This window comes from Pseudomonas sp. W2-17 (assembly GCF_041060445.1).
Taxonomy (GTDB): domain Bacteria; phylum Pseudomonadota; class Gammaproteobacteria; order Pseudomonadales; family Pseudomonadaceae; genus Aquipseudomonas.
On sequence record NZ_JAUFNS010000015.1, the window covers coordinates 78678 to 104500 of the forward strand.

Annotated in this window: 19 protein-coding genes and 1 pseudogene; 12 read left to right on the forward strand and 8 right to left on the reverse strand. The window is 61.9% G+C overall.

Annotated features, from left to right (window positions below):
* Nucleotides 1-2 precede the first annotated feature (2 nt).
* Nucleotides 3-1154, reverse strand: coding sequence for a carbon-nitrogen hydrolase family protein (locus QWI20_RS18910; RefSeq protein WP_369306719.1), 1152 nt, complete (start codon nucleotides 1152-1154; stop codon nucleotides 3-5).
* On the opposite strand from QWI20_RS18910, the gene QWI20_RS18915 reads away from it, so the two are divergent.
* The gene (locus QWI20_RS18915) at nucleotides 1153-1287 is read left to right on the forward strand and encodes a hypothetical protein (protein WP_369306720.1); all 135 of its coding nucleotides are present in this window, start codon (nucleotides 1153-1155) and stop codon (nucleotides 1285-1287) included. The genes QWI20_RS18910 and QWI20_RS18915 overlap by 2 nt on opposite strands.
* Before the next feature lie 77 nt (nucleotides 1288-1364).
* Here the strand turns inward: QWI20_RS18915 and QWI20_RS18920 are convergent, their stop codons facing one another.
* The gene (locus QWI20_RS18920) at nucleotides 1365-3005 is read right to left on the reverse strand and encodes a methyl-accepting chemotaxis protein (protein ID WP_369306721.1); all 1641 of its coding nucleotides are present in this window, start codon (nucleotides 3003-3005) and stop codon (nucleotides 1365-1367) included.
* A 285-nt stretch (nucleotides 3006-3290) separates the two neighbouring features.
* On the opposite strand from QWI20_RS18920, the gene QWI20_RS18925 reads away from it, so the two are divergent.
* Nucleotides 3291-5330 (forward strand): FAD-dependent oxidoreductase, encoded by a 2040-nt coding sequence (locus QWI20_RS18925; protein WP_369306722.1) that lies wholly within the window; start codon nucleotides 3291-3293, stop codon nucleotides 5328-5330.
* Between the two features lie 96 nt (nucleotides 5331-5426).
* Here the strand turns inward: QWI20_RS18925 and QWI20_RS18930 are convergent, their stop codons facing one another.
* From QWI20_RS18930 to QWI20_RS18945, 4 genes and pseudogenes are all read right to left on the reverse strand, one after another.
* Nucleotides 5427-6176: a DUF2931 family protein gene (locus QWI20_RS18930; RefSeq protein WP_369306723.1), complete on the reverse strand. Its 750-nt coding sequence runs from the start codon at nucleotides 6174-6176 to the stop codon at nucleotides 5427-5429.
* On the reverse strand, nucleotides 6163-6801 hold the full coding sequence (locus tag QWI20_RS18935) for a DUF2931 family protein (RefSeq protein ID WP_369306724.1): 639 nt from the start codon (nucleotides 6799-6801) through the stop codon (nucleotides 6163-6165). The genes QWI20_RS18930 and QWI20_RS18935 overlap by 14 nt, the downstream gene beginning before the upstream one ends.
* Nucleotides 6798-8312 carry a DUF2235 domain-containing protein gene (locus tag QWI20_RS18940; RefSeq protein ID WP_369306780.1) on the reverse strand — a complete coding sequence of 505 codons (1515 nt, stop codon included), beginning with the start codon at nucleotides 8310-8312 and terminating at the stop codon, nucleotides 6798-6800. The genes QWI20_RS18935 and QWI20_RS18940 overlap by 4 nt, the downstream gene beginning before the upstream one ends.
* Nucleotides 8313-8432: 120 nt before the next feature.
* Nucleotides 8433-10727: pseudogene (locus QWI20_RS18945) on the reverse strand (type VI secretion system Vgr family protein); the annotation flags it as partial.
* Nucleotides 10728-10969: 242 nt separating this feature from the next.
* On the opposite strand from QWI20_RS18945, the gene QWI20_RS18950 reads away from it, so the two are divergent.
* From QWI20_RS18950 to QWI20_RS18965, 4 genes are all read left to right on the forward strand, one after another.
* The gene (locus QWI20_RS18950; RefSeq protein ID WP_369306725.1) at nucleotides 10970-11998 is read left to right on the forward strand and encodes a 1-aminocyclopropane-1-carboxylate deaminase/D-cysteine desulfhydrase; all 1029 of its coding nucleotides are present in this window, start codon (nucleotides 10970-10972) and stop codon (nucleotides 11996-11998) included.
* A 150-nt stretch (nucleotides 11999-12148) separates the two neighbouring features.
* Nucleotides 12149-13489, forward strand: coding sequence for an MFS transporter (locus tag QWI20_RS18955; protein ID WP_369306726.1), 1341 nt, complete (start codon nucleotides 12149-12151; stop codon nucleotides 13487-13489).
* Nucleotides 13490-13727: 238 nt separating this feature from the next.
* The gene (locus QWI20_RS18960; RefSeq protein ID WP_369306781.1) at nucleotides 13728-14879 is read left to right on the forward strand and encodes an MFS transporter; all 1152 of its coding nucleotides are present in this window, start codon (nucleotides 13728-13730) and stop codon (nucleotides 14877-14879) included.
* Entirely contained in the window at nucleotides 14873-16156 is a 1284-nt protein-coding gene (locus QWI20_RS18965) for an arsenic transporter (protein WP_369306727.1), read from the forward strand. Before QWI20_RS18960 ends, QWI20_RS18965 begins: the two co-directional genes overlap by 7 nt.
* Here the strand turns inward: QWI20_RS18965 and QWI20_RS18970 are convergent.
* Nucleotides 16119-17120, reverse strand: coding sequence for a DUF1853 family protein (locus QWI20_RS18970; protein WP_369306728.1), 1002 nt, complete (start codon nucleotides 17118-17120; stop codon nucleotides 16119-16121). The two genes, QWI20_RS18965 and QWI20_RS18970, sit on opposite strands and share 38 nt — an antisense overlap.
* 187 nt (nucleotides 17121-17307) lie before the next feature.
* Between QWI20_RS18970 and QWI20_RS18975 the strand changes: the two genes are divergently transcribed.
* From QWI20_RS18975 to pepN, 6 genes are read left to right on the forward strand one after another with little or no spacing between them, the layout of a single operon-like run.
* Nucleotides 17308-18198, forward strand: coding sequence for an NAD(+) kinase (locus QWI20_RS18975; RefSeq protein ID WP_369306729.1), 891 nt, complete (start codon nucleotides 17308-17310; stop codon nucleotides 18196-18198).
* Entirely contained in the window at nucleotides 18198-19169 is a 972-nt protein-coding gene (locus tag QWI20_RS18980; protein ID WP_369306730.1) for a metallophosphoesterase, read from the forward strand. The genes QWI20_RS18975 and QWI20_RS18980 overlap by 1 nt, the downstream gene beginning before the upstream one ends.
* The gene (locus QWI20_RS18985; RefSeq protein ID WP_369306731.1) at nucleotides 19166-20038 is read left to right on the forward strand and encodes a rhomboid family intramembrane serine protease; all 873 of its coding nucleotides are present in this window, start codon (nucleotides 19166-19168) and stop codon (nucleotides 20036-20038) included. Before QWI20_RS18980 ends, QWI20_RS18985 begins: the two co-directional genes overlap by 4 nt.
* A gap of 29 nt (nucleotides 20039-20067) precedes the next feature.
* Nucleotides 20068-20328, forward strand: coding sequence for a YeaC family protein (locus QWI20_RS18990; protein ID WP_065986146.1), 261 nt, complete (start codon nucleotides 20068-20070; stop codon nucleotides 20326-20328).
* Nucleotides 20325-21155 (forward strand): DUF2797 domain-containing protein, encoded by an 831-nt coding sequence (locus tag QWI20_RS18995; protein ID WP_163022093.1) that lies wholly within the window; start codon nucleotides 20325-20327, stop codon nucleotides 21153-21155. Before QWI20_RS18990 ends, QWI20_RS18995 begins: the two co-directional genes overlap by 4 nt.
* Nucleotides 21156-21184: 29 nt before the next feature.
* Nucleotides 21185-23881: an aminopeptidase N gene (gene pepN, locus QWI20_RS19000; RefSeq protein ID WP_369306732.1), complete on the forward strand. Its 2697-nt coding sequence runs from the start codon at nucleotides 21185-21187 to the stop codon at nucleotides 23879-23881.
* A 101-nt stretch (nucleotides 23882-23982) separates the two neighbouring features.
* On the opposite strand, the gene QWI20_RS19005 is transcribed toward pepN, so the two are convergent.
* Complete coding sequence (locus QWI20_RS19005) at nucleotides 23983-25446, reverse strand: aldehyde dehydrogenase family protein (RefSeq protein ID WP_369306733.1); 1464 nt, start codon at nucleotides 25444-25446, stop codon at nucleotides 23983-23985.
* Nucleotides 25447-25823: the final 377 nt, after the last annotated feature.

Sequence of the window (25823 nt, forward strand, 5' to 3'; positions counted from 1 at the left end):
GGTCACAGCCACAGATTGATCAGGCGCGCACCATGCCCGGGGCGGACGCCTTTCGGGGCGGCGCTGATGGATTGCTCGGCGATGCTCTGTCCGTCGCGGCTGGCGAAACTGTGGCCGGCGCTACCCTGGTCCCAGAACTGGCCGCGCATGAACACGCTGACGCCGGCCTTCGCCGTGCTGGCCGGTGTCAGGGCCAATCGACGCCATGCTTCGCCCTGGGTGATCGGCTTGGCGCCCAGGTTCAGATGGGCCGCCAGCGCTTCGTGCTTGTCGCTGCGCCAGGGTTGCGACCAGCCGTCCGTGCCGGCGACGTAGGCCGGGACCGCAATCAGCTCGGCGCCGCTGGCATTGAGGCGCGCGTAGTTGTCGGGGTACCAGCTGTCACTGCCGATCAGCGTCGCCAGTCGCCCGGCGGGGGTGTCGATTACGTTGAGCGGCGCGTCCTTGCCGGGACGGATGTAACCCCGCTGATTCCAGCCCGGAAACAACTGACGCTGGGGTTGCCCCAAGGGCAGGCCGTCGGGGCCGAACACTAGGCTGCTGTTGTAGAGCGCTCCACGGCCGATGCGCAGTTCACCGTTTTCCACCTGCGGGCTCGGCAGCACGATCGAGCCCGCCACCAGGGTCACGCCAAATTCCTTCGCCAGCCCGCCGAACAGATTTTGATAGTCCTGCGCCATGCTGTGCGCCTTCATGCGCAACCGTGCGTCCTCGAAGCGGCTGCTGCCCCGGGCATGAAACACGGCGTCGATGAACAGCAGCGGGTTGCTGAACGCCAGCCAGTTCATGGCTTCTTCAAGGGTATTGGCCTGATAGAACTGGGCTTTTTCGTCCACCGCCAACAACCAGGTGCCGATGTGCTCGGGCAGCACCACGATGGTTTTATCGTTGAGCAGCCCATGGTCGCGAGCCTGCACCAGATAGGACGCCAGCTTGCGGTGCAGGCGTTTGACGCTCGAATAATCGGAAGGGAACAGCTCGGGCTGAATGCCCAGCAGGTTGCCGCGTTCGCCGGGTTGCCCGTCGTTGATCACCAGCTGGATGCGCAGGTCAGTCAGGTAGTGCCCGACATGACGCTTGCCCGTCCACAGCCCGTAGCTGACGAGAAGCATCACCAGCACTGCTGCGGTAAGTGAGCCGAGAACTTTGCGCATGAAAAAAGGAGAACTGCCTCTGAAGAAAAGCGCACTGGGCGCCATGACGTTGCCGGAAGGCTACGGCAAAACGGCGATTTGGAGAAGGTTTGCCAACGGCCAGAGCGGCCATCCCGCGAATGCGTTGAGGTGAGGCGGCGTCGGCGGCCGCCTGCGCTGTAGGGATCAACCGTGATGCCGGCGATTTGCAGGCATCACCGGGACGGCGTTTTACAGGCGGAAGCGGCTGACCAGCGTGTTGAACGACACCGCCAGGCGGGAAAGGTCCTGAGTTGACGCGTTGGTCTGGTGCGCACCGGCCGCCGTCTGGGTCGACAGGTCCTGGATGTTCACCAGATTGCGGTCCACCTCGCGCGCCACATTCGCCTGCTCTTCGGAGGCCGTGGCAATGACCATATTACGGTCGTTGATCTGGGCGATGCCGTCGGCGATCTGCTCCAGTGCGCGGCCCGTTGCCTGGGCCAGCGCCTGGGTGTCGGTCACCAGCGCCTGGCTTTTGCCCATCGCCCCGACCGCCTGGTCAGCACTGGCCTGGACGCTGTTGATCATGCCTTCGATTTCACCGGTCGAGGCCTGGGTGCGCGCGGCCAAGGCCCGGACTTCGTCGGCGACCACGGCAAAGCCCCGGCCCTGTTCGCCGGCACGGGCGGCTTCGATGGCGGCGTTCAAGGCCAGCAGGTTGGTCTGCTCGGCGATGCCGCGAATCACGTCCAGCACCTTGCCGATGTCCCGGACCTGCACGGCGAGGTCGCGGACCATGTTGGTCGAGGTGGCGATTTCGGTGGTCGCGCTGTTGATGGCTTCGACCGCGCCACGGGCCTGGTCGCGGCCCTCGCTGGCCTGTTTGCTGGTGGTCCTCGACGCGTCGGACGTGGACACGGCGTTGCGCGCCACTTCTTCCACAGCGGAAGTCATTTCCGTGACAGCGGTCGCGGCCTGCTGGATCTCGTCGTTCTGACGGACCAACCCTCGGCTGCCGTTATCGCTGACGGCGGTCAGCTCTTCTGCGGCAGAGGCCAGTTGATTGGACGCATCGGCAATCTGCTGAATGGTGCTTTTCAGGCTGCCCTGCATCTCGCCCAGCGCCGTCAACAATTGCCCGGCTTCGTCGCGGCCGGTGCTCACAATCTTTTGAGTCAGATCACCGCCGGCAATGCTCCGCGCGCTCGTGACCGCATAGGCGAGAGGACGGCTGATCAGGCGACTGATGAACATGCCGAGCAGAAGCGCAGCCAGAAAGGCAATGGCAATGCCGATATACAGCGCGGTCTTGGCAGATGACTCCCTGTGTGCGGCATCCTCGGCGCCTTCGCCGATCTGCCGGTCATTGGATTTGACTATGAGAGTCAACTCATCGAGCACAACGCGGTAGGCCGCCTGCAGATCGCCAAACAACAAGGCGCGGCCGTTCTCAAGGTCGCCCGTCTTCATGAGGCCCAGGTATTTCTGCACCAGCGCCTGGTAGACCGGCCAGTCTTTTTCCATCTTGTCCCCCGCAACGCGCTCATCGTCGGCAAGCGGGGTCTTGCGGTACTCAGCGAACGCTTTCTCGCTCTCCAACTGGTTGGCGTTCATCGAGGTCAGCAATTCGTCCTTCACACCCTGCGGCATGCCGGCAGCAGCGGCACTGTATAAGCGGTACAGGTCACGGTTTTGGCCAACGGCGTTGGTTTTAGCCTGGCCGGTGTCTGCAACGGACACCAGGTTGTTGCTGAACACCAGTTTCAGGCTGTCCGACAGGTCGGAAACGCCACGGCTTCCCAGCACGCCTACTCCCAAAGTGATGAATGCGCACAGCGTGAAGGCTGTGATCAACTTGGTCGAAATTTTTGCATCATTGATCCAGCTCATTGGTCGTCCTGCCGAGGTATTGAGAAAAAGGACATTGCTCAGCCATCGGGGCGGTGCGGCAAGGTCGTTGTGGGGCTATCGGCGCCGAAGTCCGAATCTGGAGGGTGGCCCGATGAACGATGAGGTGCACCGCTTGATCATGGATTTGTCACTTGCAGTCATTGAGCATGGCCGGGCGGCTGTTTACTGTTTGCGCCATGTACAAGGCGCTCGTCCAAGGCCTTGATTGATTCGACGGGCGCCACAGAGCGCTCGCGCCCCGTGATGATGCCCGATGGAGTTTTTATGGCCGCCCCCCACTACCCGCATTTGCTCGCACCCCTGGACCTGGGTTTCACCACGCTGCGCAACCGTACCCTGATGGGCTCGATGCACACCGGGCTCGAAGAGAAGCCGGGCGGGTTCGAGCGCATGGCAGTGTATTTCGCCGAGCGCGCACGGGGCGGGGTCGGCCTGATGGTCACCGGCGGCATCGCCCCGAACGCTGAAGGCGGGGTGTATTCGGGGGCGGCCAAGCTGTCGACGCCGGAAGAGGCGGCCAACCATCGTGTCGTCACCCAAGCCGTGCACGAGGCCGGCGGCAAGATCTGCATGCAGATCCTCCACGCCGGTCGCTACGCTTACAGCCCGAAGCAAGTCGCACCGAGTGCGATCCAGGCGCCGATCAACCCCTTCACACCCAAAGCGCTGGACGAAGAGGGCATCGAGAAGCAGATTCAGGATTTCGTCACCTGCGCGACCCTGGCGCAGACCGCCGAGTACGACGGCGTCGAGATCATGGGCTCCGAAGGTTATTTCATTAACCAGTTTCTCGTCGCGCACACCAACCATCGCACCGACCGTTGGGGCGGCACCTACGAAAACCGCATGCGCCTGCCGGTAGAGATCGTGCGGCGCGTGCGTGAAGCCGTCGGCCCGAATTTCATCATCATTTATCGGCTGTCGATGCTCGACCTCATTGCGGGCGGCAGCAGTTGGGAAGAAGTGGTGCAACTGGCCCAGGCCATCGAGCGTTCAGGCGCCACGCTGATCAACACCGGCATTGGCTGGCACGAAGCGCGGATTCCGACCATCGCCACCAAAGTGCCGCGTGCGGCCTTCGCCAAAGTGACGGCGAAAATGCGCGGCTCGGTGTCGATCCCGCTGATCACCACCAACCGCATCAATACCCCCGAGGTCGCCGAGCAGATTCTCGCCGAAGGGGACGCCGACATGGTCTCCATGGCGCGCCCGTTTCTCGCCGACCCGGAATTCGTCAACAAGGCCGCGGCGGGTCGCAGCGACGAGATCAACACCTGTATCGGCTGCAACCAGGCGTGTCTCGACCACACCTTTGGCGGCAAGCTCACCAGCTGCCTGGTCAACCCACGCGCCTGCCATGAAACCGAGCTCAATTACCTGCCGGTCACTCAGGTCCGCAAAATCGCCGTGATCGGCGCCGGTCCTGCGGGCCTCGCCGCCGCCACCGTCGCGGCCCAGCGTGGGCATGAAGTGACGCTGTTCGACTCGGCCAGCGAAATCGGCGGGCAGTTCAACATCGCCAAGCGCATTCCGGGCAAGGAAGAGTTCTTCGAGACCCTGCGCTACTTCGGCCGCAAGCTGCAAACCACCGGCGTCGACCTGCGCCTGAACACCCGCGTCACGGTTGATGACCTGCTCGGCAAAGGCTATGAGGAAGTGATTCTGGCCACCGGTATCGCGCCACGAACGCCCGCCATCCCCGGCGTTGATAACCCCAAGGTGCTGAGTTACCTCGACGTGATCCTCGGCCGCAAGCCGGTGGGCAAGTCCGTCGCCGTGATTGGCGCGGGGGGCATCGGCTTTGACGTGTCGGAATACCTTGTGCACCAGGGCGTCTACACCAGCCTGGATCGCGACGCGTTCTGGGACGAGTGGGGCATCGACACTCAGCTGCAAGCGCGGGGCGGCGTGGCCGGGATCAAGCCCCATCCCCATGCACCGGCGCGTCAGGTGTTTCTGCTGCAGCGCAAGGCCACGAAAGTCGGCGACGGCCTCGGCAAAACCACAGGCTGGATTCATCGCACCGGGCTTAAGAACAAACAGGTGCAGATGCTCAACAGCGTGGAATATTTGAAGATTGACGATGCGGGTCTGCACATTCGGATCGGGGCGGAAGGTGAGGAGAAGCTGCTGCCGGTCGATAATGTGGTGATCTGCGCCGGGCAGGATCCGCTGCGTGAACTGTACGACGGGTTACAGGCGGCGGGGCAGAGCGTGCACCTGATTGGCGGGGCGGATGTGGCGACTGAACTGGATGCAAAACGGGCGATTGATCAGGGGTCGCGGTTGGCGGCGGGGTTGTAAGGGGGGTGGTTTCAGGCGGGTGATGTTGCGGGTGGATTTGACGGGGTTGGGTCGAGTGCCGCCAGGGCCTGTGGGGCCTCTGGCGGTTGGGGGCGGTTACCAGCTGCCGTAGGGGATTCCGTGCTGTTCTATGTAAGCTTTATTCTCCGGTTCGAGCGGGATGTACTTGCCTTTGCTTGCGCCACGATAGGGGCCGAGCGGTTCGACTTTAGCTTGGTAGCGGCCGACTTCTTTGAAACCCACGCATGGACCACCGACCCAGACTTTCACGACCCCTCCGGGGGCCATGCCTAAGGAAATCACATTCCGGTAGTCGTCCTTCCAATCATTTGGGACCAAGCAAAACGCTCGTTCTGGACGAATCATCTCGTTTCGTACCCACTGCGGTATTTGTATTCTGACCTTGTAAGCCTGTGACTCCACCAGTGACTGCCAGCGCAGGAAGATCTGGTCGGGCAGATCGACGTTATTTATAGGTTTCCCTCCTGAGCCCCCTCGGTGCCAGCCCTCGACGTTCCCGGTATAACTTGCGACGCCACCGTGTACCCGGAAAAACGCGAGTCCACGCTTGTCCAGCACATCGACGCTTTCCACCCACACTTCCATGTGCTTGGGCGCGGCAAAGCCTATGTACCATGCTGGATATGGCAGCTTGACGGGAGGGGGTACTGAGCCTCCCGTTGCACAGGCACTCAGGCTAATCAGGAATCCGCCCGCAAAGACCAGACGCCTCATTCGGGAAACCCAGTCTGCAAATGGAAGCCTTGAACAAAGCCGCAAATGCGCTAGCCGTCGCGTGCCGTGATGCCCCTTGTTAGCACTCATGGCCGAGTTACCAACTGCCATAGGGAATTCCGTGCTGGTCTACGTAGGCTTTGTTCTCCGGTTCAAGCGGGATGTACTTGCCTTTGCTTGCGCCACGGTAGGGACCGAGCGGCTCGACTTCAGCTTGGTAGCGGCCGACTTCCTTATGCTCTAAACACCCTGCTCCGACCCAGACCTTCACGATGCCTCCGGGCGCCATGCCCAGGCTTATGGTGTTCCGATATAGAGTGACGACTTCCTGATCCCAGCTACAAAACTCCCGCTGTGGCTTGATCATTTCATAGCGTACCCACTGGGGTATTTTGATCAAAACTTTGTAGGCTTGTGGTTCAACTAAGGATTGCCAGCGCAGAAAAATTTGATCTGGCAAGTCGACGTTATTGATGGGTTTGGACTTGCCTCCTCCTTTGTGCCAGCCATCCGGCTGACCCGTGTAGCTTGCGACGCCACCGTGCACGCGAAAAAATGCAAGGCCGCGCTGATCCAGCACATCAACCGTCTCCACCCACACCTCCATATTTTGGGGCGCCGCCAACCCTACATACCACGCCGGATACGGCAGCTTGGGCCTCGCTGGAAATGAAGAGTTAGCTGCACAGGCACTCAGGCTGATCAGCAATACCACTGCATACGCCAAGTGCCTCATTCGGGATAACCTTCTTGCGGACGATTGAGATGCACCTTCCTACGATTCAGCGGTGCCGGTTTGCTGAGTAAGAAGGGACCTTCAGGGGTCCAGTGCGCGGATATGTGGATGTAACGCGCTCGTAGCAATGCTTGTTGAGCAGGTTCAAGGCGTACGAGCCGGTCCATCATTACCTGCTGCAAGATTTGCTTGGCGATAGGCATTAGCTCGTCTGGCACTGCGAGTTCAGGCCGCTCCTCCAGACCCTTGAATGGAACGCCATGACGTATCCCCAGCTCACGCATGACACGCAATGCAATCAGGCTCAGTTCGCCATGCACCGGGCGGTCGAGCAGCACGGTTACCCAGTAGTCCTCGGTGACCGACGCAGCTCTGCCGCGAGGGTTGGTTGCTGCAGGCCAGGCTTTCACGGCAACGTAGCCGTCGCGCGCCACGCCTGATTCGCGCAATGCCTTGGCGTCCGCCTCTGCACGGGCCCAGACGGAGTGGGATTCAACCCTTTGACCGGCCGGAACGCTGGCCTTGCAGGGCTGCGTCATCCACAACTTTTCTCGTGCTCGTGGGAGATAGCCCCCGCCGACATCGGAGTGAGCGCCCGGCAAGCCTATCTGGAGGTGCGTGTGGTGCACGTTGTTAAGAGAAAAGTCCGCTCGATACTCGTCGAGTGCTTGAAGGTGAATGACCTGCCGCGCGCAGTCGGGTGGTAGGTAGAGATTAACGCCACGATTAAGGTCGTTGCCAGGACTGAAGTCACCATGTAGAGGATCTGAGATGGCTGCAACGGTATCGAACAGGCCAATTAAGTTGATGCAGACATCCTTGGAGGGATCAAAGCTTTTCAGCAGACCGCCCCTCCCACTTGCGAGCATCTCGCTGAATATCCCGCGTCCGGGCTTAAGGGCTTCGTTTGCGCAATGTCTGGCAGCAGCAGCTCCACGGCTGAAACCAAAGATGTCAAATTCGACTTTGCTTATCGCTACACTAGGGTTTTTGGTCACTAATTCACGCAGGCGTTCCCTGATTGAGTCAGGTGCCTGATCTACCCGCGACACCACCCCAGTTTCACCCTGCCCGAGGCCTTGACCAATCAACCTGTCATCTTTGCCGCCACTACGTGTGCCGATGCCTTCTATGTAAGCGGAGATGTAGGCGATCGTTTGGTCTACCTTGAGCGGAGTAGTGCTGTTATCCGGATACAAGTCATACAAATGCGCCACGTTACTCGGCGCATTTCCGTAACTGTTGTTCGGCGCGCGGTTAAACGCACTCCCGTCAAACTCTCCAAACCCATATTGCTTGCACGTTGCGGCAATGCTCTCCAGCTCCTCACGGCTGAAACTGTCCAGATCCGATTGTCGGCACCGCTCCGTCGCCGCCGCATTGCTCTGATTATTCCCGGTCCCGTCAAAGAACAACCCGATGCGCAGAGTGATCCCTTCAGCGATTTCCTCTTCCTCTTCTTCCTCCTCAAGTGGCTCGGGCTGTTCAACCGGCGCGGCATTTTTGATCATGCTCCGCTCGTAGTGAATGTTGCCGCCGCTGAAGCTGGGCCAGAACTCGTGCAGTTCCGGCGGTATATCCAGCAACGGCGGCAAAGCAGGCAGTTCAACCTCCTGCGCGGCTTTCGGTCTGAAGTCGAAGTGCGCGGCCTTGATCAGGTAGTCGCCGGCGGTGCCGGATTCAATACTGCATTGCTCGATGGCGACGTAGCTGCCGCCGGCATTGAGGACGATTCGCTTCTTGGCGGTGATGTGGATCTCGTCTTCGGTGCTGGTGATGTTTATACCCTGGCGAGCGAGCAATTCCAGACGATCGTTCTGTGCCTGGATGCTCACCGGGCCTTCGTTGGAGATTAGCTTCAGGCCGACCTTGCGGACGAACAGGCTCAGGCCCTGGCCGATACCCATAAAGAGTTTCTTGACCACGCTGATGTCGGCGTGGCCGCCCGCGTTGAGCATCAGGTTGTCTTGGGCGGCGAGTTGCAAGTGCTTGCCGCTGGTCAGCGCAATACCATCCGGGGCGCTGAGCAGCAAGACCGAGGATTTGAGTGCGTCCAGATCTTGTTTGAGCAGACCGAGTTGCGCCTGCACGTCAGCGGCATCGGCGTGACTGATGGCAGCATCTGCCGAGAGTTTTTCCAGCTGTTCACCGGCATTCTGCAATCGACCGACCGCCGCGCTCATGTCGAGCTGCTTACCCTGTGCCTTCGTCTGTTCATCCGCACTGATAAGCAGTCCATTCCCCGCACGCATGGCTCCCCAGCCGTCCGTGCGCAACTCAAAGCCTTCGCCGCGCTTATCCTTCTCGTTGTCGACCAGATGCCCAAGGTTTAGCTGGCTCTTGCCGCTGTGTTCGGTGCTGAGTTTGATGTGTTCTTTGCCGCGATCGTCCTCCATGCGCAACTTGTTATTGGCCGGCGTGCGCAGGACGTTGCGCTTGTAGTCACTGCGAGTGAGGGTGACGTGATCGGGATGGCGACTGTCATGAAGCGCATGGGCGATATACGGTCGGTCCGGATCGCCTTGCTCAAACGCGATCGCCACTTCGGTGCCGCAGATCAGCGGCAAGTGCAGGCCGTGGGTATCCCCGGCATAAGGCCGGGCCAGCCTGAGCCAAAGGCTTTCCTCACCCAGCTTCCAGCTGTCGCGGTCAAACAAAAAGCTGACTTTGTAGCGGCCTTCGCTGTCGATGTGGCTGTAGGGATCGTTGGCCAGCGAGCTGGTGACACGGGCCGGAACAGTGCCGGCTATCTGTGGCTTGACTAGCAAAGGCGGCCGAAAACACACACTTTCTGAATACGGAATCGCCTCGAAATTCAGCTCGAAACTTCGATCCCGCGACGCACGCAGCTTCAATCCTGTAACGACTACTCCCGGCTCAAACGCCAGGGGCGCTCCGCCGGAAATCGCCAGCACCTGCGCCAATTCCAACGAAGCGCTGCTGCTAACCCCACTCAGCCGCGTCTGATCATTCAGATACCGCTCATGCCGCAACCGGGCATAGAAAAACCCGCTTTCCCCGAGCAGATCCTCGTCCTGATCCAGCTTGTCGCCCAAGGCCTTGTACGGCTCGGCATAGTGATAAGCCTCGCCATAGGTCGTCGAGTCGCCGCGGGTCTGATCAACATCCCCATCCAGCCAGGCACTGGCATCTCTATGGTGGTAGGCACGAAAGTGAACGCTTTTCTCCACCACCCTATGACTGGACTGCAAACCCCAGACCCCATCCGCACCGCTGCTGCCCAACCCCGACTGAGGCCTTAGCGGCAAACTCACTCGCGGACGAACGTAATGACGCTGATCATCATGAAACTCAACGACCGCGATACCCAATCGCTCGTTATTGCTAAAGCGGTACCAAATCCCCACCTCAGCCAACAGCCGCGAAATAAACGCCAGATCACTCTCGCCGTACCGCATCACCTGCTCGCGCGTCGGGTACTCCCGCACCAGCGTGAACAGAAAATCCTGCCCCTCAAAATCATGCCGCGTGCGCAAGATGCTCTCGACAATCTGCGGCACCGACTGATGCTGATAAATCCGAAACTGCCGCCCTCGACCCAGCAAGGCAAGGCGCGGTTCCAGCGTCACTTCATAACGCGCCTCGTCAGCAGAACCGGACAGCCGCTTGAAGCCGGTGATGACCCCATGCAACGTGCGCAGCGGTTTAACCGAAGGCACCGGCAACCCACGGATCGCAACAGGCAACGTATGTGCAGCTGCATGCAAACTGAACTGCGCGTCCTGTCCCAGCACCCGCTCAGCCCCAATGTCCCGCTCGACGGAGGTGAATTCCACCCGGTAACGAAACGGCTGACTCAACTGTTCTTCACCTTCAAAGGCTAAAACGTCGAGCGCGACAGGCAGGCGATGAATGACAAGCTTATGGCGACTGTGATCGAAGAAAGGCGGCAATACGGTGATCATGAATGAGCGTCCCTGGCAGGAGAAAGCGCCCCTGACCGGTCTGCAGAAAACCGGATCAACTCGTCCATGAGAGAGGGCTGAAGCGGGCGAAGATGAGGCTTTTCAAAGCGTCATTCCATAGGCAAAACACGAACCGGACGCTTCCTAATGAAGATCAAGAATTCCCCTACACAGCCCCCCAAATCGAGACGCCAGCGCGACGAGTGCTAGACTCGCGCACCGTCCATTGCCCGACCGATTTCATGTTTGCTCCCTCATCACCACTCCCTCGTGCACCGCTGCAACCCCTCCGTTTCGACTGGCTCCAGGCAGCCGGCGTGGAGGCGGCGATCCTGCGTCTGGACCTTGTCGACCCCCTGATCAGCGGCAATAAATGGTTCAAACTCAAGCACCATCTGGCGGGCGCCGAGCAAGCCGGAGCGCGGGGTGTTATCAGCCTGGGCGGCGCGCATTCCAATCACCTGCATGCGCTGGCCGCGGCGGGCAAGCGCTTTGGTTTTGCCACGGTCGGGCTGGTGCGCGGGCATAGAGTCGAAACGCCGACGGTGCTGGATCTGCAGGCGTTCGGCATGGAGCTGCACTGGCTGGGTTACGCCGGGTATCGCGCGCGGCATGACGCGGATTTCTGGGTGCCGTGGCGCGAGCGTTATCCGCATCTTTATCCGGTGCCTGAAGGCGGCGGCGGGCTCGACGGCGCGGTGGGCTGCGCTGAAATCGTTGAACAGGCGCGCAGCCAACTCGGCGATCTGGGGTGGGGGGATTACGACGGCTGGTGGCTGGCGTGCGGCACCGGCACAACCTTGGCGGGACTGGTGCTGGCGGAAGCAGGGCAGCATGGGGTGATCGGCGCGACGGCGGTGCCCGACGATCATGGGGTTGAGGGCAATGTGGAGGGCATTCTTGAGGCCTTCGCGAGCACGCTCGCTCCCACAGGAACTGCGTCGTTGTCGAAACCAGCGACCCTGGCCGAACGTGATTACAAGGCACTTGACGCCACTTTGCCTGCCCGCTGTAAACCTCAGGGTTACCGCCTGCTCGACGCCAGCCGCGGCGGCTTCGCCAAGACCGATCCCGCGTTGCTCGACTTCATCGCCCGTCACGAAGCCGAAGCCGGTATCTCCCTCGAGCCGTTGTACACGGGCAAGGCATTGCTGGCGCTGCACGACGAAGTGATCTCGGGCCGAGTCGCCAAGGGTACGCGGCTGATTTTCCTCCACACGGGGGGATTACAGGGCAAACGAACTTTCGATTCTGAACAAGCACATCGCTGACGCCCAGGCACGCATTCGCGTACTGGCACGAATCCTGCGGCCCACACCACCCGACAGGTCGGTCCTGAGTACGTCGGCGGCATTTCTGGAGTCAGGCGGGCAGGGCGCTGTGCCGATAATCGGATCTTTCCCACGCGCGCCGAGGTATGCATGACCACTCCCGTCCTTGAGCAGGTCGATCCTGCCACTCTGAGAAAAGTCATCGTGGCGGCCGCCATCGGCAATTTCGTCGAATGGTTCGACTTCGCGGTGTACGGCTTTCTGGCCACGACCATCGCTCAGCAGTTCTTCCCCAGCGGCGATGCCAGCGCAGCGTTATTGAAAACTTTCGCGGTGTTCGCTGTGGCCTTCGCGTTTCGGCCCCTCGGCGGGGTGTTCTTCGGCATGCTGGGTGACCGCATCGGCCGCAAACGCACGCTGGCGTTCACCATTCTGTTGATGGCCGGGGCAACGACCATCATCGGTCTGTTGCCGACCTACGCGGCAATTGGCGTGATGGCGCCTGTCTTGCTCACCCTCATCCGCTGCGCCCAGGGCTTTTCTGCCGGCGGCGAGTACGCAGGGGCGTGCGCTTACTTGATGGAGCACGCGCCACGCACGCAGCGGGCGTGGTACGGCAGCTTCGTGCCGGTATCGACTTTTTCGGCGTTCGCGGCGGCGGCGATCATTGCCTACGCGCTGGAAGCCTCGCTGAGCACCGAAGCCATGGGCAGTTGGGGCTGGCGGCTGCCGTTTCTGATCGCGGCGCCGTTGGGGCTGGTCGGGCTGTACCTACGCTGGAAACTGGACGAAACCCCGGCGTTTCAGGCGGTCAAGCAGGAGCATGCTGTCGCTCATTCGCCGCTCAAGGAAACCCTGCGCAACCACGGCGCGGCGATTTGCTGCCTCGGCGCGTTCGTGTCGCTGACGGCGCTCTCGTTCTACATGTTCACCACGTACTTCGCGACGTACTTGCAGGTGGCGGGCGGGTTGAGTCGTGCCACCGCGCTATTGGTGTCGTTGATTGCGCTGTTGTTCGCTGCGGCGATCTGTCCGGTGGCCGGGGCATTTTCCGACAAGGTCGGGCGACGCAAGACAGTGCTCAGCACCTGTGTCCTGCTGATTGTGGTGGTGTATCCGTCGTTTTTGATGGCCAGTTCCGGTTCGTTTGTGGCGTCGATCGTCGGCGTGATGTTGCTGGCCATTGGCGCGGTCCTGTGCGGCGTGGTGACGGCGGCGCTGTTGTCGGAGACCTTTCCGACACGCACCCGCTACACCGCTTCGGCGATCACCTACAACATGGCGTACACAATTTTTGGCGGAACGGCGCCGCTGATGGCAACCTGGTTGATAGGCGCGACGGGCAGCAACCTGGCGCCGGCGTTTTACCTGATCGTGATCGCGCTGCTGGCGCTGGCGGGCGGGCTGGCCCTGCCGGAGACGTCCAGGGTGTCGCTGCATGAGGTCGAAGGCTCGTTGACGGGACGGGGGAGATTGCAGACGGCGGTGTGATTGCCGTTCGTGCTCCACGCAACCCATCTCACAAGTCAGCAACAAAACATGGCAGCGGCGCCCCAAAAAATGGCACATTGGCGACCCCTTGTGCCGCTGACATGTTCTGTAACGAGTCCGACGGCGCGTCAACGTTCGATGGATGGACCCGATGGCCGTTACCCGCCCTGCAACCGTGCCCGCGACCGATACCCAACCCGTTCCCGCCCCGCAATCAGCGCAGTCAAGCCCCTTGGTCATGCGCATCATTGGTGCGGTCGCGTTGGCGCACCTGCTCAATGACCTGATCCAGTCGATCCTGCCTTCGATCTACCCGATGCTGAAGGCCTCGTACGGCCTGAGCTTCACCCAGGTCGGTTTGATCACCTTGACGTTCCAGGTCACGGCGTCGTTGTTGCAGCCCTGGGTCGGTTACTACACCGATCGCCATCCCAACCCCTTGGTGCTGCCGGTCGGCTCGTTGTGCATTCTGGGCGGCGTGATGCTGCTCGCGACCGTCGGCAGCTTCCCTCTGATCCTGCTCGCCGCAGGGTTGATCGGCATCGGCTCGTCGACCTTCCACCCCGAAGCCTCGCGCATCGCCCGGCTGGCCTCAGGCGGGCGCTTTGGTCTGGCGCAATCGACCTTTCAGGTAGGCGGCAACAGCGGATCGGCCATCGGGCCGCTGCTGGCGGCGGCGATCATCATCCCGTTCGGTCAGGGCCACATCGCCTGGTTCGGGCTGGTGGCGCTGTTTTCCGTGGGCCTGCTGTACGCCATCAGCCGCTGGTACAAGGCGCACCTGGCGCTGTTCAAGATCAAGGCCGGGCAAGCGGCGACCCACGGACTGTCGAAGCGTCGGGTGACCAGCGCGCTGGTGGTGCTGGCAATGCTGGTGTTCTCCAAGTACTTCTACATGGCCAGCTTCACCAGCTACTTCACCTTCTACCTGATCGACAAATTCCAGCTGTCCGTGGCCAGCTCGCAGCTGCATTTGTTCATGTTTCTGGCTGCGGTGGCGGCGGGCACGTTCTTTGGCGGGCCGATCGGCGATCGCATCGGCCGCAAGGCGGTGATCTGGTTCTCGATTCTGGGCGTGGCGCCGTTCACCATCGCGCTGCCGTACGCCGACCTGTTCTGGACCAGCGTGCTCAGTGTGATAATCGGTTTCATCCTGGCCTCGGCGTTTTCCGCCATCGTCGTCTACGCCCAGGAACTGGTGCCGGGCAATGTCGGCATGATCGCTGGCATCTTCTTTGGGCTGATGTTCGGCTTCGGCGGCATCGGCGCTGCATTATTGGGTCACCTCGCGGATCTTCACGGCATCGTCTATGTCTACACGCTGTGCTCCTACCTGCCGCTGTTGGGCATCCTCGCCATCCTGCTTCCGAGAACCTCAAAAAGATGTTGATAGCCGTCGCGATTTTTCTGGTCACCATTACCTTGGTGATCTGGCAACCCAAAGGCCTTGGTGTCGGCTGGAGTGCAACCTTTGGCGCAGTGCTCGCGCTGCTTTTCGGGGTGGTGCACCTGAGTGACATCCCTCAGGTCTGGCACATCATCTGGAACGCGACCGGGACGTTCATTGCGCTGATCATCATCAGCCTGCTGCTCGACGAGGCCGGGTTTTTCAACTGGGCCGCGCTGCACGTGGCGCGCTGGGGCAACGGCAAGGGCCGGCGGCTGTTCGCGTTTATCGTGTTGCTCGGCGCGCTGGTGTCGGCGCTGTTCGCCAACGACGGCGCGGCGCTGATCCTCACCCCCATTGTCATGTCGATGCTGCTGGCGCTGCGCTTTTCGCCGGCGACCACCCTGGCTTTCGTCATGGCGGCAGGGTTCATTGCCGACACCGCGAGCCTGCCGCTGGTGGTCTCGAACCTGGTCAACATCGTGTCTGCCGACTATTTCGGCATCGGTTTCAACCGCTACGCCTCGGTGATGGTGCCGGTCAATCTGGTCAGCGTCGCTGCCACGCTGGCAATGCTGATGCTGTTCTTTCGCCGTGACATCCCGAAAACCTTCGACGCCACGCAACTGGCCGAGCCGTCCTCCGCGATCAAGGATCGCGCGACGTTCAAGACCGGTTGGTGGGTGTTGGGAATTCTGCTGGTGGGCTGCTTTGCCCTGGAACCGCTGGGGATTCCGATCAGTGCGATCTCCGCCGTGTGCGCCGCGATCCTGCTGGGCATCGCTGCCAAGGGCCACCGCATCTCGACGAGCAAGGTATTGAAGGACGCGCCGTGGCAGATCGTGATTTTCTCCCTGGGCATGTATTTGGTGGTGTACGGCCTGCGCAATCAGGGCCTGACCGATTACCTCGCGACCTGGCTCGATCGTTTCGCCGAACACGGTTTGTGGGGCGCGGCGATGGGCACGGGCGTGCTGACGGCGCTGCTGTCGTCGGTGATGAACAACCTGCCGACGGTGCTGATCGGCCTGTTGTCCATTGATGCAAGCCACGCCCACGGCGTGCTGCAGGAAGCGATGATTTACGCCAACGTGATCGGTAGCGACCTCGGCCCGAAAATCACCCCGATCGGCAGTCTTGCTACCTTGTTGTGGCTGCATGTGCTGGCGAAGAAGGGCGTGACCATCGGCTGGGGCTATTACTTCCGCGTCGGCATCGTGCTGACCGTGCCGGTGCTGTTGATCACTCTGGCGGCGCTGGTGCTGCGACTGAGCCTGTAACGCGGCGCGGGTCCGGCAGGTTCGGCCACAGGTCCGTCACCAGAAACAGCCGCTCGGCCTCTTCCCAGTGGCCGTCGGCATGGCGGGTCAGGCGCACCAGCAGTTGCGCCGGCGCCAGCGGTTCGAGGGCGTCCAGCCAGTCTTGAAACTCGCCGGCTGTCCATGCCTCGTCGCAGCGGGTGGGTGCCAGCCAGGCTGGACGTGGCAACAATTGCCAGCGGCCCTCCGGGCTGTGTTGCGCATAATCCGGCCAATCCTTCTGATGCAGCCACTTTCCGCGCAGATGCTCAGGGTGCGCCCCTTGTGGTGGGGCGTCGGTCCTTTGCCCGAGATAAAGGGACCACGGATAAAACAGATAACCCCCCAGCCAGAGCGACGCGCCGAAAGTGTTCACACCGCGTTCGGCGAGGATCGCTGCGCTTTCCGGGCGCGCCGACATGGGCAGTTGATGCTGATTGAGGTGGGCGAGCTTCACATCCAGCCGGTCAACGGAGCCGGGACCCAGCCAGTGCGCCGGATCGTCGCCGTCCTGATCCTGCTGCCCAAGGTAGAGCTTGATCGCCAGCTCGATGTGGTGAACGCCGTCTTTATCCCGCAGCAGCAGGTCCAACTCGCCCAGCGTGCGCCCTTCGCCCTGAATCGGCAGATTCGCCGCGAGCAGCTCGACGCCGGGCGCGTGGTGGATTGCGAATTGCCAAAGCCGCTCGTAATACAGCCCGAGCCGGCGCGTCGAGCTTCTCGCCAGCCAGTCGCTGAGTGCGCTGTCGTCTTGGTCCAGCTGCGTTAAAAAAGCTTCAAGCGCTCCGGGTTGCTGCTCCCAGTCGCTGCCGCTGAGCGGGTGACGCTGGGGCCACCGGGTTTCCGCCAGCAGCGGAGGCGACAGGATCACCCACGCCAGATCACGCACGGTGGGCGTACGCAGCCGACGGGGCAGGGCGCTCAGGCTCGGGAACGGGTTATTCATCCAGGCAGAATAGCGGGTGAGTGGCGCTCGCGGCCACCGCTCCGTCGTCGCCTTCGGATGCAACCCGTACATTTCGCACACTTGGAACGGCGCTGCTCGAAGGTTGCGCGCAGAGAGCCCATTTGCCGCACCCGACCCCTTCGCCCATAATCGCGTTCTTTACACGCATCAAGCCTGCGGGAGCCCCATGGAGCAATTTCGAAATATCGGCATCATTGGTCGCCTGGGCAGTACCCAGGTGGTGGAGACCGTTCGCCGACTCAAGAAATTCCTGATATCGCGGCACCTGCATGTGATCCTCGAAGACGCCATCGCTGAGGTGCTTCCTGGGCATGGTCTGCAGACCTCCACGCGCAAGATGCTCGGTGAAGTCTGCGACATGGTCATCGTGGTCGGCGGCGACGGCAGTCTGCTCGGCGCCGCCCGTGCGCTGGCCAGGCACAACGTGCCGGTGCTGGGCATCAACCGTGGCAGCCTGGGCTTCCTGACCGACATCCGCCCCGACGAGCTGGAAGTCAAGGTCGCCGAAGTGCTTGACGGCCACTATCTGGTGGAAAACCGTTTCCTGCTGCAGGCCGAAGTGCGACGTCACGGCGAGGCGATCGGCCAGGGCGACGCGCTCAATGACGTCGTGCTGCACCCCGGCAAATCCACGCGGATGATCGAGTTCGAAATCTACATCGACGGCCAGTTCGTCTGCAGCCAGAAGGCCGACGGCCTGATCGTTGCGACGCCCACCGGCTCGACGGCCTACGCGCTGTCGGCGGGCGGCCCGATCATGCACCCCAAACTCGACGCCATCGTCATAGTGCCGATGTACCCGCACACGCTGTCCGGCAGGCCGATTGTCGTCGATGGAAACAGTGAGCTGAAAATCGTTGTCTCAAAGGACATGACGATCTACCCACAGGTTTCCTGCGATGGCCAGAACCACTTCACCTGCGCGCCGGGTGACACCGTGACCGTGAAAAAGAAGCCGCAGAAGCTGCGCCTCATTCACCCGCTCGACCACAACTACTACGAAGTCTGCCGGACCAAACTCGGTTGGGGCAGTCGGCTTGGCGGCGGGAGCGACTGATGCTCGATCCCGCGCGTGGCTACGATCTGATCGGTGACGTGCATGGTTGTGCCCAGACCCTTGAGCACTTGCTCGACACCCTTGGTTACCGCTTTCAGGCCGGCGTCTGGCGCCACCCTGAACGCATCGCCGTGTTCCTCGGCGACATCATCGACCGCGGCCCGCGCATTCGCGAGGCGTTGCATATCGTCCGTGACATGGTCGAGGCCGGGCAGGCGTTCTGCATCATGGGCAACCATGAATTCAACGCCCTGGGCTGGAGCACGCCGGCGCCGCCCGACAGCGGCCATGAGTGGGTGCGCGAACACACGCCGCGCCATGCCCGCCTGTTGGGCGAAACCCTGGCGCAGTTCGAGCAGCACCCCGGTGACTGGAATGACTTTCTCAAATGGTTTTATCAGTTGCCGCTGTTCATCGACGCCGAGCGCTTTCGTGTCGTGCACGCCTGCTGGGATGCCAGCCTGATCGAGCCGTTGCGCAGCTTTTACGGTGACGGCCGCATCGATCAGGCCTTCGTGCAGGCCTCGGCCGAGCCGGGCAGTTTTGCCAGTGCGGTGTTTGATCGCCTGCTGCGCGGCACCGACATGCGCCTGCCCCACGGCATGACCCTGACCGGCGGCGACGGCCTGACCCGCGGCTCATTCCGCACCAAGTTCTGGGAAGACGACCCGCAGACCTACGGCGACGTGGTGTTTCAGCCTGATGCGCTGCCGGAGCCGGTGGCGCGGCGACCGCTGTCCCCCAGCGAGAAGAATGCGCTGCTGCGGTACGGCGCCAATGAACCTCTGTTGTTCGTCGGCCATTACTGGCGCAGCGGTATTCCCGCGCCGATCCGTCCCAATCTGGCGTGCCTGGATTACAGCGCCGTGCTCTACGGCAAGCTGGTCGCGTACCGGCTGGATCAGGAAACCCAGATCGACCCGGACAAGTTCGTCTGGGTCGACGTCACCCGACCGGAGATAGGTCAATGAGTCCGGTTGCTGTCTTACGCCTGCCGCTTCAAACCGACCTGAGTGGTTTTGTCGAACTGCTGCGGCGCCTCAACGTGCCCCATCGGGTCAGCGAGGAGGCCGGCGAGCAAGTGCTGTGGGTGCCCGATGCGCCGCAACTGGCCGATGACATCCGCCAGCTGTACCAGCAATACCCTGAAGGCGACCCTACCGCGCAGTTGCCACCGGGCCGCGAAGTCGTGGCCGTGAGCAGGCCAAGTCCGCTGGTGCAAGTGCGCAGCAGTCCGGTGACCAGCGTGATCTTGCTGCTGTGCCTGATCGTGGCGGGCGTGACCTTGCTTGGCGACAACGTCGAGGCCTTGAGCTGGCTGACCTTCAATGACTTCCGCATCAACGGCGAGTACATCCGCTTCCTGCCGGTGGGAACGTCCTTGGGGGCAGGGCAGTGGTGGCGGGTCATCACGCCGATGCTGATTCACTTCGGCCTGCTGCACCTGGTGATGAACGCGCTGTGGTTCTGGGAACTGGGGCGGCGCATCGAAATGCGCCAGGGCGGCTGGCAATTGCTCGGGCTGACCCTGGCGTTCAGTGCGTTTTCAAATTACGTCCAGTATGTCTGGAGCGGCCCGAGCCTGTTCGGCGGCCTGTCCGGGGTACTTTATGGCTTGCTGGGCCATTGCTGGATCTTTCAATTGCTCGCCCCCAACCCCATGTATCGTTTACCACGCGGTGTTCTGGGGATGATGCTGATCTGGCTGGTGGTCTGCCTGTCCGGCGTCGTCGGTGTGCTCGGGTTTGGCGAAATCGCCAACGGCGCCCACGTCGGCGGACTGATCATCGGTTGTGCTACAGGTCTTGTGGGCGGTGCACTGGTCCGCCGCAAGCACTAAAATCGCCCGCTTAATTCTGGGAGAACCCAATGTCCTCTTTTGTCGAAATGATCGAAAACATCACCCCGGACGTCTACGAAAGCCTGAAGCTGGCGGTGGAAATCGGCAAATGGTCCGACGGCCGCAAGCTGACTCAGGAGCAACGTGAGCTGTCGCTGCAGGCGCTGATTGCCTGGGAAGTGCGCAACGTCCCCGAGGAACAGCGCATCGGTTACATGGGCCCGCAAGAGTGCGCCTCGAAGTCGGCGCCGGTGCCCAATATCCTGTTCAAATCGGACTCCATTCATTGATTGAAATCGGCAGAGGCTCCGTCAACAAAATGTCCGCTCGGCTTGAGGCCTCGCGGGTGGAATACGCGTTTCGGCTGGGTGACTCGCAGATCCCCGTCAACCCGCTGATCGGCAAGACCGTGCGCCTGGAATTCCTCGGTGCGATTCATTGCAGCCACTGCGGCAAGCGCACCAAGACCAGCTACAGCCAGGGTTATTGCTACCCGTGCATGCTCAAGCTGGCGCAGTGCGACCTGTGCATCATGAGCCCCGAGCGCTGTCACCACGAACATGGCACCTGCCGCGATCCGGCGTGGGGCGAGCAGTTCTGCATGACCGATCACGTGGTCTACTTGGCCAACTCGTCGGGCGTCAAAGTCGGCATCACTCGCGCCACTCAGCTGCCCACCCGCTGGCTGGATCAGGGCGCCAGTCAGGCGTTGCCGATCGTGCGCTGTGCCACCCGGCAGCAGTCCGGTTTCGTGGAGGACCTGTTCCGCAGCCAGGTGGCGGACCGCACCAACTGGCGCGCGCTGCTCAAGGGCGACGCACCGGCGGTTGATCTGGCGGCGATTCGTCAGCAACTGTTTGAGTCCTGCGCCGAAGGCCTGGTGGCCTTGCAGATGCGCTTTGGCCTGCAGGCCATTCAGGTGATGAACGATGTCGAGCCCATCGAGATCAGATACCCGGTAGAGGCCTATCCGACCAAGATCGTCAGCTTCAATCTGGACAAGGATCCGATCGCCGAAGGCACTCTGCTGGGCGTCAAAGGGCAGTACCTGATCTTCGACACCGGCGTGATCAATATTCGCAAATACACGGCGTATCAACTCGCCGTGCATCAGTAGCCCGTATTAGCAGAAGAAGGGACAACCGCATGCGCACCGACCAGCCGAAAATGATTTACCTGAAGGATTATCAGGCGCCTGAGTACCTCATTGACGAGACCCACCTGACGTTCGAATTGTTCGACGACCACTCGCTGGTCCACGCGCAGTTGGTGATGCGCCGCAACCCGGAGCGTGCCGCGCTTGCCCAGGGCGCGGCCTTGCCACCGCTGGAACTCGACGGCCAGCAGCTTGAGCTGCTGTCGGTGAAGCTGGCGGACGTTGACCTGTCCGAGGGCGACCTTGCACAGAGCGGCTACCGGCTGACGGCCGACAGCCTGACCGTGCAGCCGACGTCCGAGACCTTCACCCTCGACACCACCGTGAAGATCCACCCGGAAACCAACACCGCCCTGGAAGGCCTGTACAAATCCAGCGGCATGTTCTGCACCCAGTGCGAGGCCGAGGGCTTCCGCAAGATCACCTATTACCTCGACCGCCCGGACGTGATGAGCAAATTCACCACGACGGTCAGCGCCAACAAGCAGGCCTTCCCGATCCTGCTGTCCAACGGCAACCTGATCGCCGCCGGCCCCTCCGATGACACCCAGCGTCACTGGGCAACCTGGGAAGACCCGTTCAAGAAGCCGGCCTATCTGTTCGCGCTGGTGGCCGGTGACTTGTGGTGCATCGAAGACACTTTCACCACCATGAGCCAGCGCAAGGTCACGCTGCGCATCTTCGTCGAGCCGGAAAACGTCGACAAATGCCAGCACGCCATGGACAGCCTGAAGAAGTCCATGCGCTGGGACGAAGAGGTCTACGGCCGCGAATACGATCTGGACATCTTCATGATCGTCGCCGTCAACGATTTCAACATGGGTGCCATGGAGAACAAGGGCCTCAACATCTTCAACTCCAGCGCCGTGCTGGCCCGCGCCGAAACCGCCACCGATGCCGCCCACCAGCGCGTGGAAGCCATCGTCGCCCACGAATACTTCCACAACTGGACCGGCAACCGCGTCACCTGCCGCGACTGGTTCCAGCTGTCGCTGAAAGAAGGCTTCACGGTGTTCCGTGATTCCGGCTTCTCGGCGGACATGAACTCGGCCACGGTCAAGCGCATCCAGGACGTCGCCTACCTGCGCACCCACCAGTTCGCCGAAGACGCCGGCCCCATGGCCCACGCCGTGCGCCCCGACAGCTTCATCGAGATTTCCAACTTCTACACCCTGACCGTGTACGAGAAGGGCGCGGAAGTGGTCGGCATGATCCACACGCTGTTGGGCGTGGAAGGATTTCGCAAGGGCAGCGACCTGTTCTTCGAGCGCCACGACGGCCAGGCCGTGACCTGCGACGACTTCGTCAAGGCCATGGAAGACGCCAACGGTGTCGACTTCACTCAGTTCAAGCGCTGGTATTCCCAGGCCGGCACGCCGCGTCTGGCGGTCAGCGAGTCCTACGACGCTGCCGCGAAGACCTACAGCCTGACCTTCCGTCAGAGCACGCCGACCACACCGGGCCAGCCGGGCGATCAGAAGCTGCCGTTCGTGATTCCGGTCGCCATGGGCCTGCTGGACGCCCAGGGTCAGGAACTGCCGCTGCGCCTGAACGGCGAGGCACCGGCGGTGAATACCTCCCGCGTGCTGTCGGTGACGGAGGCCGAGCAGACCTTCACCTTCATCGACATCGCCGAGCAGCCACTGCCTTCGTTGCTGCGCGGGTTCTCGGCGCCGGTGAAACTGAGCTTCCCGTACAACCGCGATCAGCTGATGTTCCTGATGCAGCACGACAGCGACGGTTTCAACCGCTGGGACGCGGGTCAGCAACTGTCGGTTCAGGTGCTGCAGGACCTGATCGCCCAGCACCAGAAGGGCGAGCCGCTGGTCATGGATCAACGTCTGATCACCGCGCTGCACACGGTGCTGACGGACGACAGTCTGGATCAGGCCATGGTCGCGGAAATGCTCCCGCTGCCGGGTGAGGCGTACCTCATCGAAATCAGCGAAGTGGCGGACGTCGATGCGATCCACGCCGCGCGGGAGTTTGCCCGTCAGCAACTGGCCGATAAGCTGAGCGAGGCGCTGTGGCAGCGTTACCAGACCAACCGCGAGCTGTCCAAGCAGACGCCGTATGTGGCTGAGTCCGAGCACTTCGCTCGCCGCGCGCTGCAGAACATCGCGCTGTCGTACCTGATGTTGACCGGCAAGCCGGAAGTCCTGGCCGCCGCCATCGACCAGTTCGACACCGCCGACAACATGACCGAGCGCCTGACCGCGCTGGCCGTGCTGGTGAACTCGCCGTTCGAGGCCGAGAAGGCCAAGGCGCTGGAAGTGTTCGCGGAAATCTTCAAGGACAACGCGCTGGTCATGGATCAGTGGTTCAGCGTGCAGGCCGGCAGCACCTTGCCGGGCGGGCTGGAGCGAGTGAAAGCGCTGATGCAGCACCCGGCGTTCACAATGAAAAACCCGAACAAGGTGCGTGCCCTCATCGGCGCCTTTGCCGGGCAGAACCTGATCAACTTCCATGCGGCGGACGGATCGGGCTATCGCTTCCTGGCCGATCTGGTCATTGAACTGAACGGCTTCAACCCGCAGATCGCCTCCCGCCAACTGGCGCCGTTGACCCGCTGGCGCAAATACGACAGCGCGCGGCAAGCGCTGATGAAAGCGGAACTGGAGCGCATTCTCGCCTCCGGCCCGCTGTCGCCGGACGTGTATGAAGTGGTGAGCAAAAGCCTGGCGTAAGTCGGGCGGATGTTGAAAAGGGCTGTCCGTTTCGTGCGGACAGCCCTTTTTTGTGGACGCTGATTCGGGGGCTTTCAGAAGCGTTGAGCGATCCGACTGGGTCAGGCGTTGAAGCCGATAATTGCCTTGGTCTCCAGATATTCTTCAAATCCCATCACGCCGTACTCCCGACCATTGCCCGAGCGCTTGTAGCCGCCGAAAGGGGCCATGGGGTTCCACGCCGGATGGTTGAGGTGCACTTGGCCGGCGCGGATGCGCGAGGCGACGGCGCGTCCGAGTTCGAGGTCCTGCGCCTGCACGTGGGCGCCGAGGCCATAGACCGTGTCATTGGCGATGGCCACGGCTTCGTCGATGGTGTCGTAGGCGAGGATGCACAGCACCGGGCCGAAGATTTCTTCCTGAGCGATGCGCATCGCTGAGTCGACTTCGGAGAACACCGTTGGCTTGGTGTAATAACCTTTTTCAAACCCTGTTACACGGCCCGGCCCGCCGCACAGCAATTTCGCACCTTCGCTGATGCCAGCCTGGATCATGGCCTGGACGCGGCTGAACTGGGCTTCGTTGGCGATCGGGCCGAGCTGGGTATCGGGGGATTGCGGGTCACCGATGATCAACGCGTTGGCTGTTTCGGCGGCCAGCGCTTCGACTTCAGCGAGGCGGGCGCGGGGCACGATCATCCGGGTCGGCGCGCTGCACGACTGGCCGACGTTGCGGAAGGCCGACAGCACCCCCAGCGGCACGGCTTTGGCGAAATCGGCGTCGGGCAGCATCACGTTAGGCGACTTGCCGCCCAGTTCCTGGGTCACGCGTTTAACCGTCACGGCCGCCGCTTGCGCGACGAGGGCGCCGGCGCGGTTGGAGCCGGTGATGGAGATCATGTCGATGTCAGGGTGGGCGGCGATGGCGGCGCCGACGTCCGGGCCGCTGCCGTTGACCAGATTAAATACACCGGGCGGCAGGCCGGCGTCGTGGACCAGTTGGGCGAACAGCAGGGCGCTCAACGGCGACAGCTCGCTGGGTTTCAGGACCACGGTGCAACCGGCGGCGAGGGCCGGCGCGACTTTGGCGGTGATCTGGTACAGCGGCCAGTTCCACGGCGTGATCAGGCCGCAGACGCCGATGGCTTCCCGCTCGATCGCGGTGGTGCCTTCGACCGTCTGGAAGCGGTAGGTGGAGAGCAGATCCCGGGCGACCCGCACGTGTTCGGCGGCCAGTGGCACCTGCATGGATCTGGAGAAACTGATGGCGGCGCCCATCTCCAGTGAGAGGACTTGGGCGAGGGGCTCTGTGCGCTCAAGGATCAGTGCGTGGATGTTTCCCAGGATCGCTGCGCGTTCTTCGACCGGCGTTGCTGACCAGCCAGGGAAGGCAGCGCGCGCTGCTGCGACGGCCCGATCAACGTCCTCGGCAGAACCTCGCGCGACCTCGGCCACCACCTCTTCAGTGGCCGGATTGACCACGGGCAGGAGGGTCGGAACGGCGGGAGGCGTCCACTCGCCGTTGATGTAAAAATGCCCGGCGTTTTGCAGCTCGATGCCGTGGGTATTTGAAGAGTGTGAGGTCATCCAGCTAGCTCCCTGGAGCGGTGATAAGTGCTGCGAACAGCGAGTCCTGACGTCTCGATACGCTAACAAACCGGCCCAGGCAAAAGATGCCGTTGTTGCCGCCTGCAAGGGAGAATCTGCTGAATCCGCCAGGGTTGCCGCTGACGCCTTCCCGGCTAAAGCCGGTCCCACTAAGGGCAGCGTGCTGCGTCAGTGAGGTGTGTACGCGCTTTTGATTTCAGTGGGACCGGCTTCAGCCGGGAAGAGGCACCCATTAGCACCCAAAATTTTGTGGTGTGGCGCCTGACGCTTTCCCGGCTAAAGCCAGTCCCACTAAAGGCAGCGCGCTGCGTCAGTGAGGTGTGTACGCGCTTTTGATTTCAGTGGGACCGGCTTCA

Bases quoted from the DNA above. Each gene is read 5' to 3' on its own strand.
- QWI20_RS18955 (WP_369306726.1), top strand. From the start codon at position 12,149: ATGACCACTCCCGTCCTTGAGCAGGTCGATCCTGCCACTCTGAGAAAA.
- QWI20_RS18985 (WP_369306731.1), top strand. From the start codon at position 19,166: ATGAGTCCGGTTGCTGTCTTACGCCTGCCGCTTCAAACCGACCTGAGT.
- QWI20_RS18965 (WP_369306727.1), top strand. From the start codon at position 14,873: ATGTTGATAGCCGTCGCGATTTTTCTGGTCACCATTACCTTGGTGATC.
- QWI20_RS18920 (WP_369306721.1), bottom strand. From the start codon at position 3,005: ATGAGCTGGATCAATGATGCAAAAATTTCGACCAAGTTGATCACAGCC.
- QWI20_RS18960 (WP_369306781.1), top strand. From the start codon at position 13,728: ATGCGCATCATTGGTGCGGTCGCGTTGGCGCACCTGCTCAATGACCTG.
- pepN (WP_369306732.1), top strand. From the start codon at position 21,185: ATGCGCACCGACCAGCCGAAAATGATTTACCTGAAGGATTATCAGGCG.
- QWI20_RS18915 (WP_369306720.1), top strand. From the start codon at position 1,153: ATGAAAAAAGGAGAACTGCCTCTGAAGAAAAGCGCACTGGGCGCCATG.
- QWI20_RS18910 (WP_369306719.1), bottom strand. From the start codon at position 1,154: ATGCGCAAAGTTCTCGGCTCACTTACCGCAGCAGTGCTGGTGATGCTT.
- QWI20_RS18970 (WP_369306728.1), bottom strand. From the start codon at position 17,120: ATGAATAACCCGTTCCCGAGCCTGAGCGCCCTGCCCCGTCGGCTGCGT.
- QWI20_RS18975 (WP_369306729.1), top strand. From the start codon at position 17,308: ATGGAGCAATTTCGAAATATCGGCATCATTGGTCGCCTGGGCAGTACC.
- QWI20_RS18990 (WP_065986146.1), top strand. From the start codon at position 20,068: ATGTCCTCTTTTGTCGAAATGATCGAAAACATCACCCCGGACGTCTAC.
- QWI20_RS18925 (WP_369306722.1), top strand. From the start codon at position 3,291: ATGGCCGCCCCCCACTACCCGCATTTGCTCGCACCCCTGGACCTGGGT.
- QWI20_RS18950 (WP_369306725.1), top strand. From the start codon at position 10,970: ATGTTTGCTCCCTCATCACCACTCCCTCGTGCACCGCTGCAACCCCTC.
- QWI20_RS18935 (WP_369306724.1), bottom strand. From the start codon at position 6,801: ATGAGGCACTTGGCGTATGCAGTGGTATTGCTGATCAGCCTGAGTGCC.
- QWI20_RS18980 (WP_369306730.1), top strand. From the start codon at position 18,198: ATGCTCGATCCCGCGCGTGGCTACGATCTGATCGGTGACGTGCATGGT.
- QWI20_RS19005 (WP_369306733.1), bottom strand. From the start codon at position 25,446: ATGACCTCACACTCTTCAAATACCCACGGCATCGAGCTGCAAAACGCC.
- QWI20_RS18930 (WP_369306723.1), bottom strand. From the start codon at position 6,176: ATGGCAGTTGGTAACTCGGCCATGAGTGCTAACAAGGGGCATCACGGC.
- QWI20_RS18940 (WP_369306780.1), bottom strand. From the start codon at position 8,312: ATGATCAAAAATGCCGCGCCGGTTGAACAGCCCGAGCCACTTGAGGAG.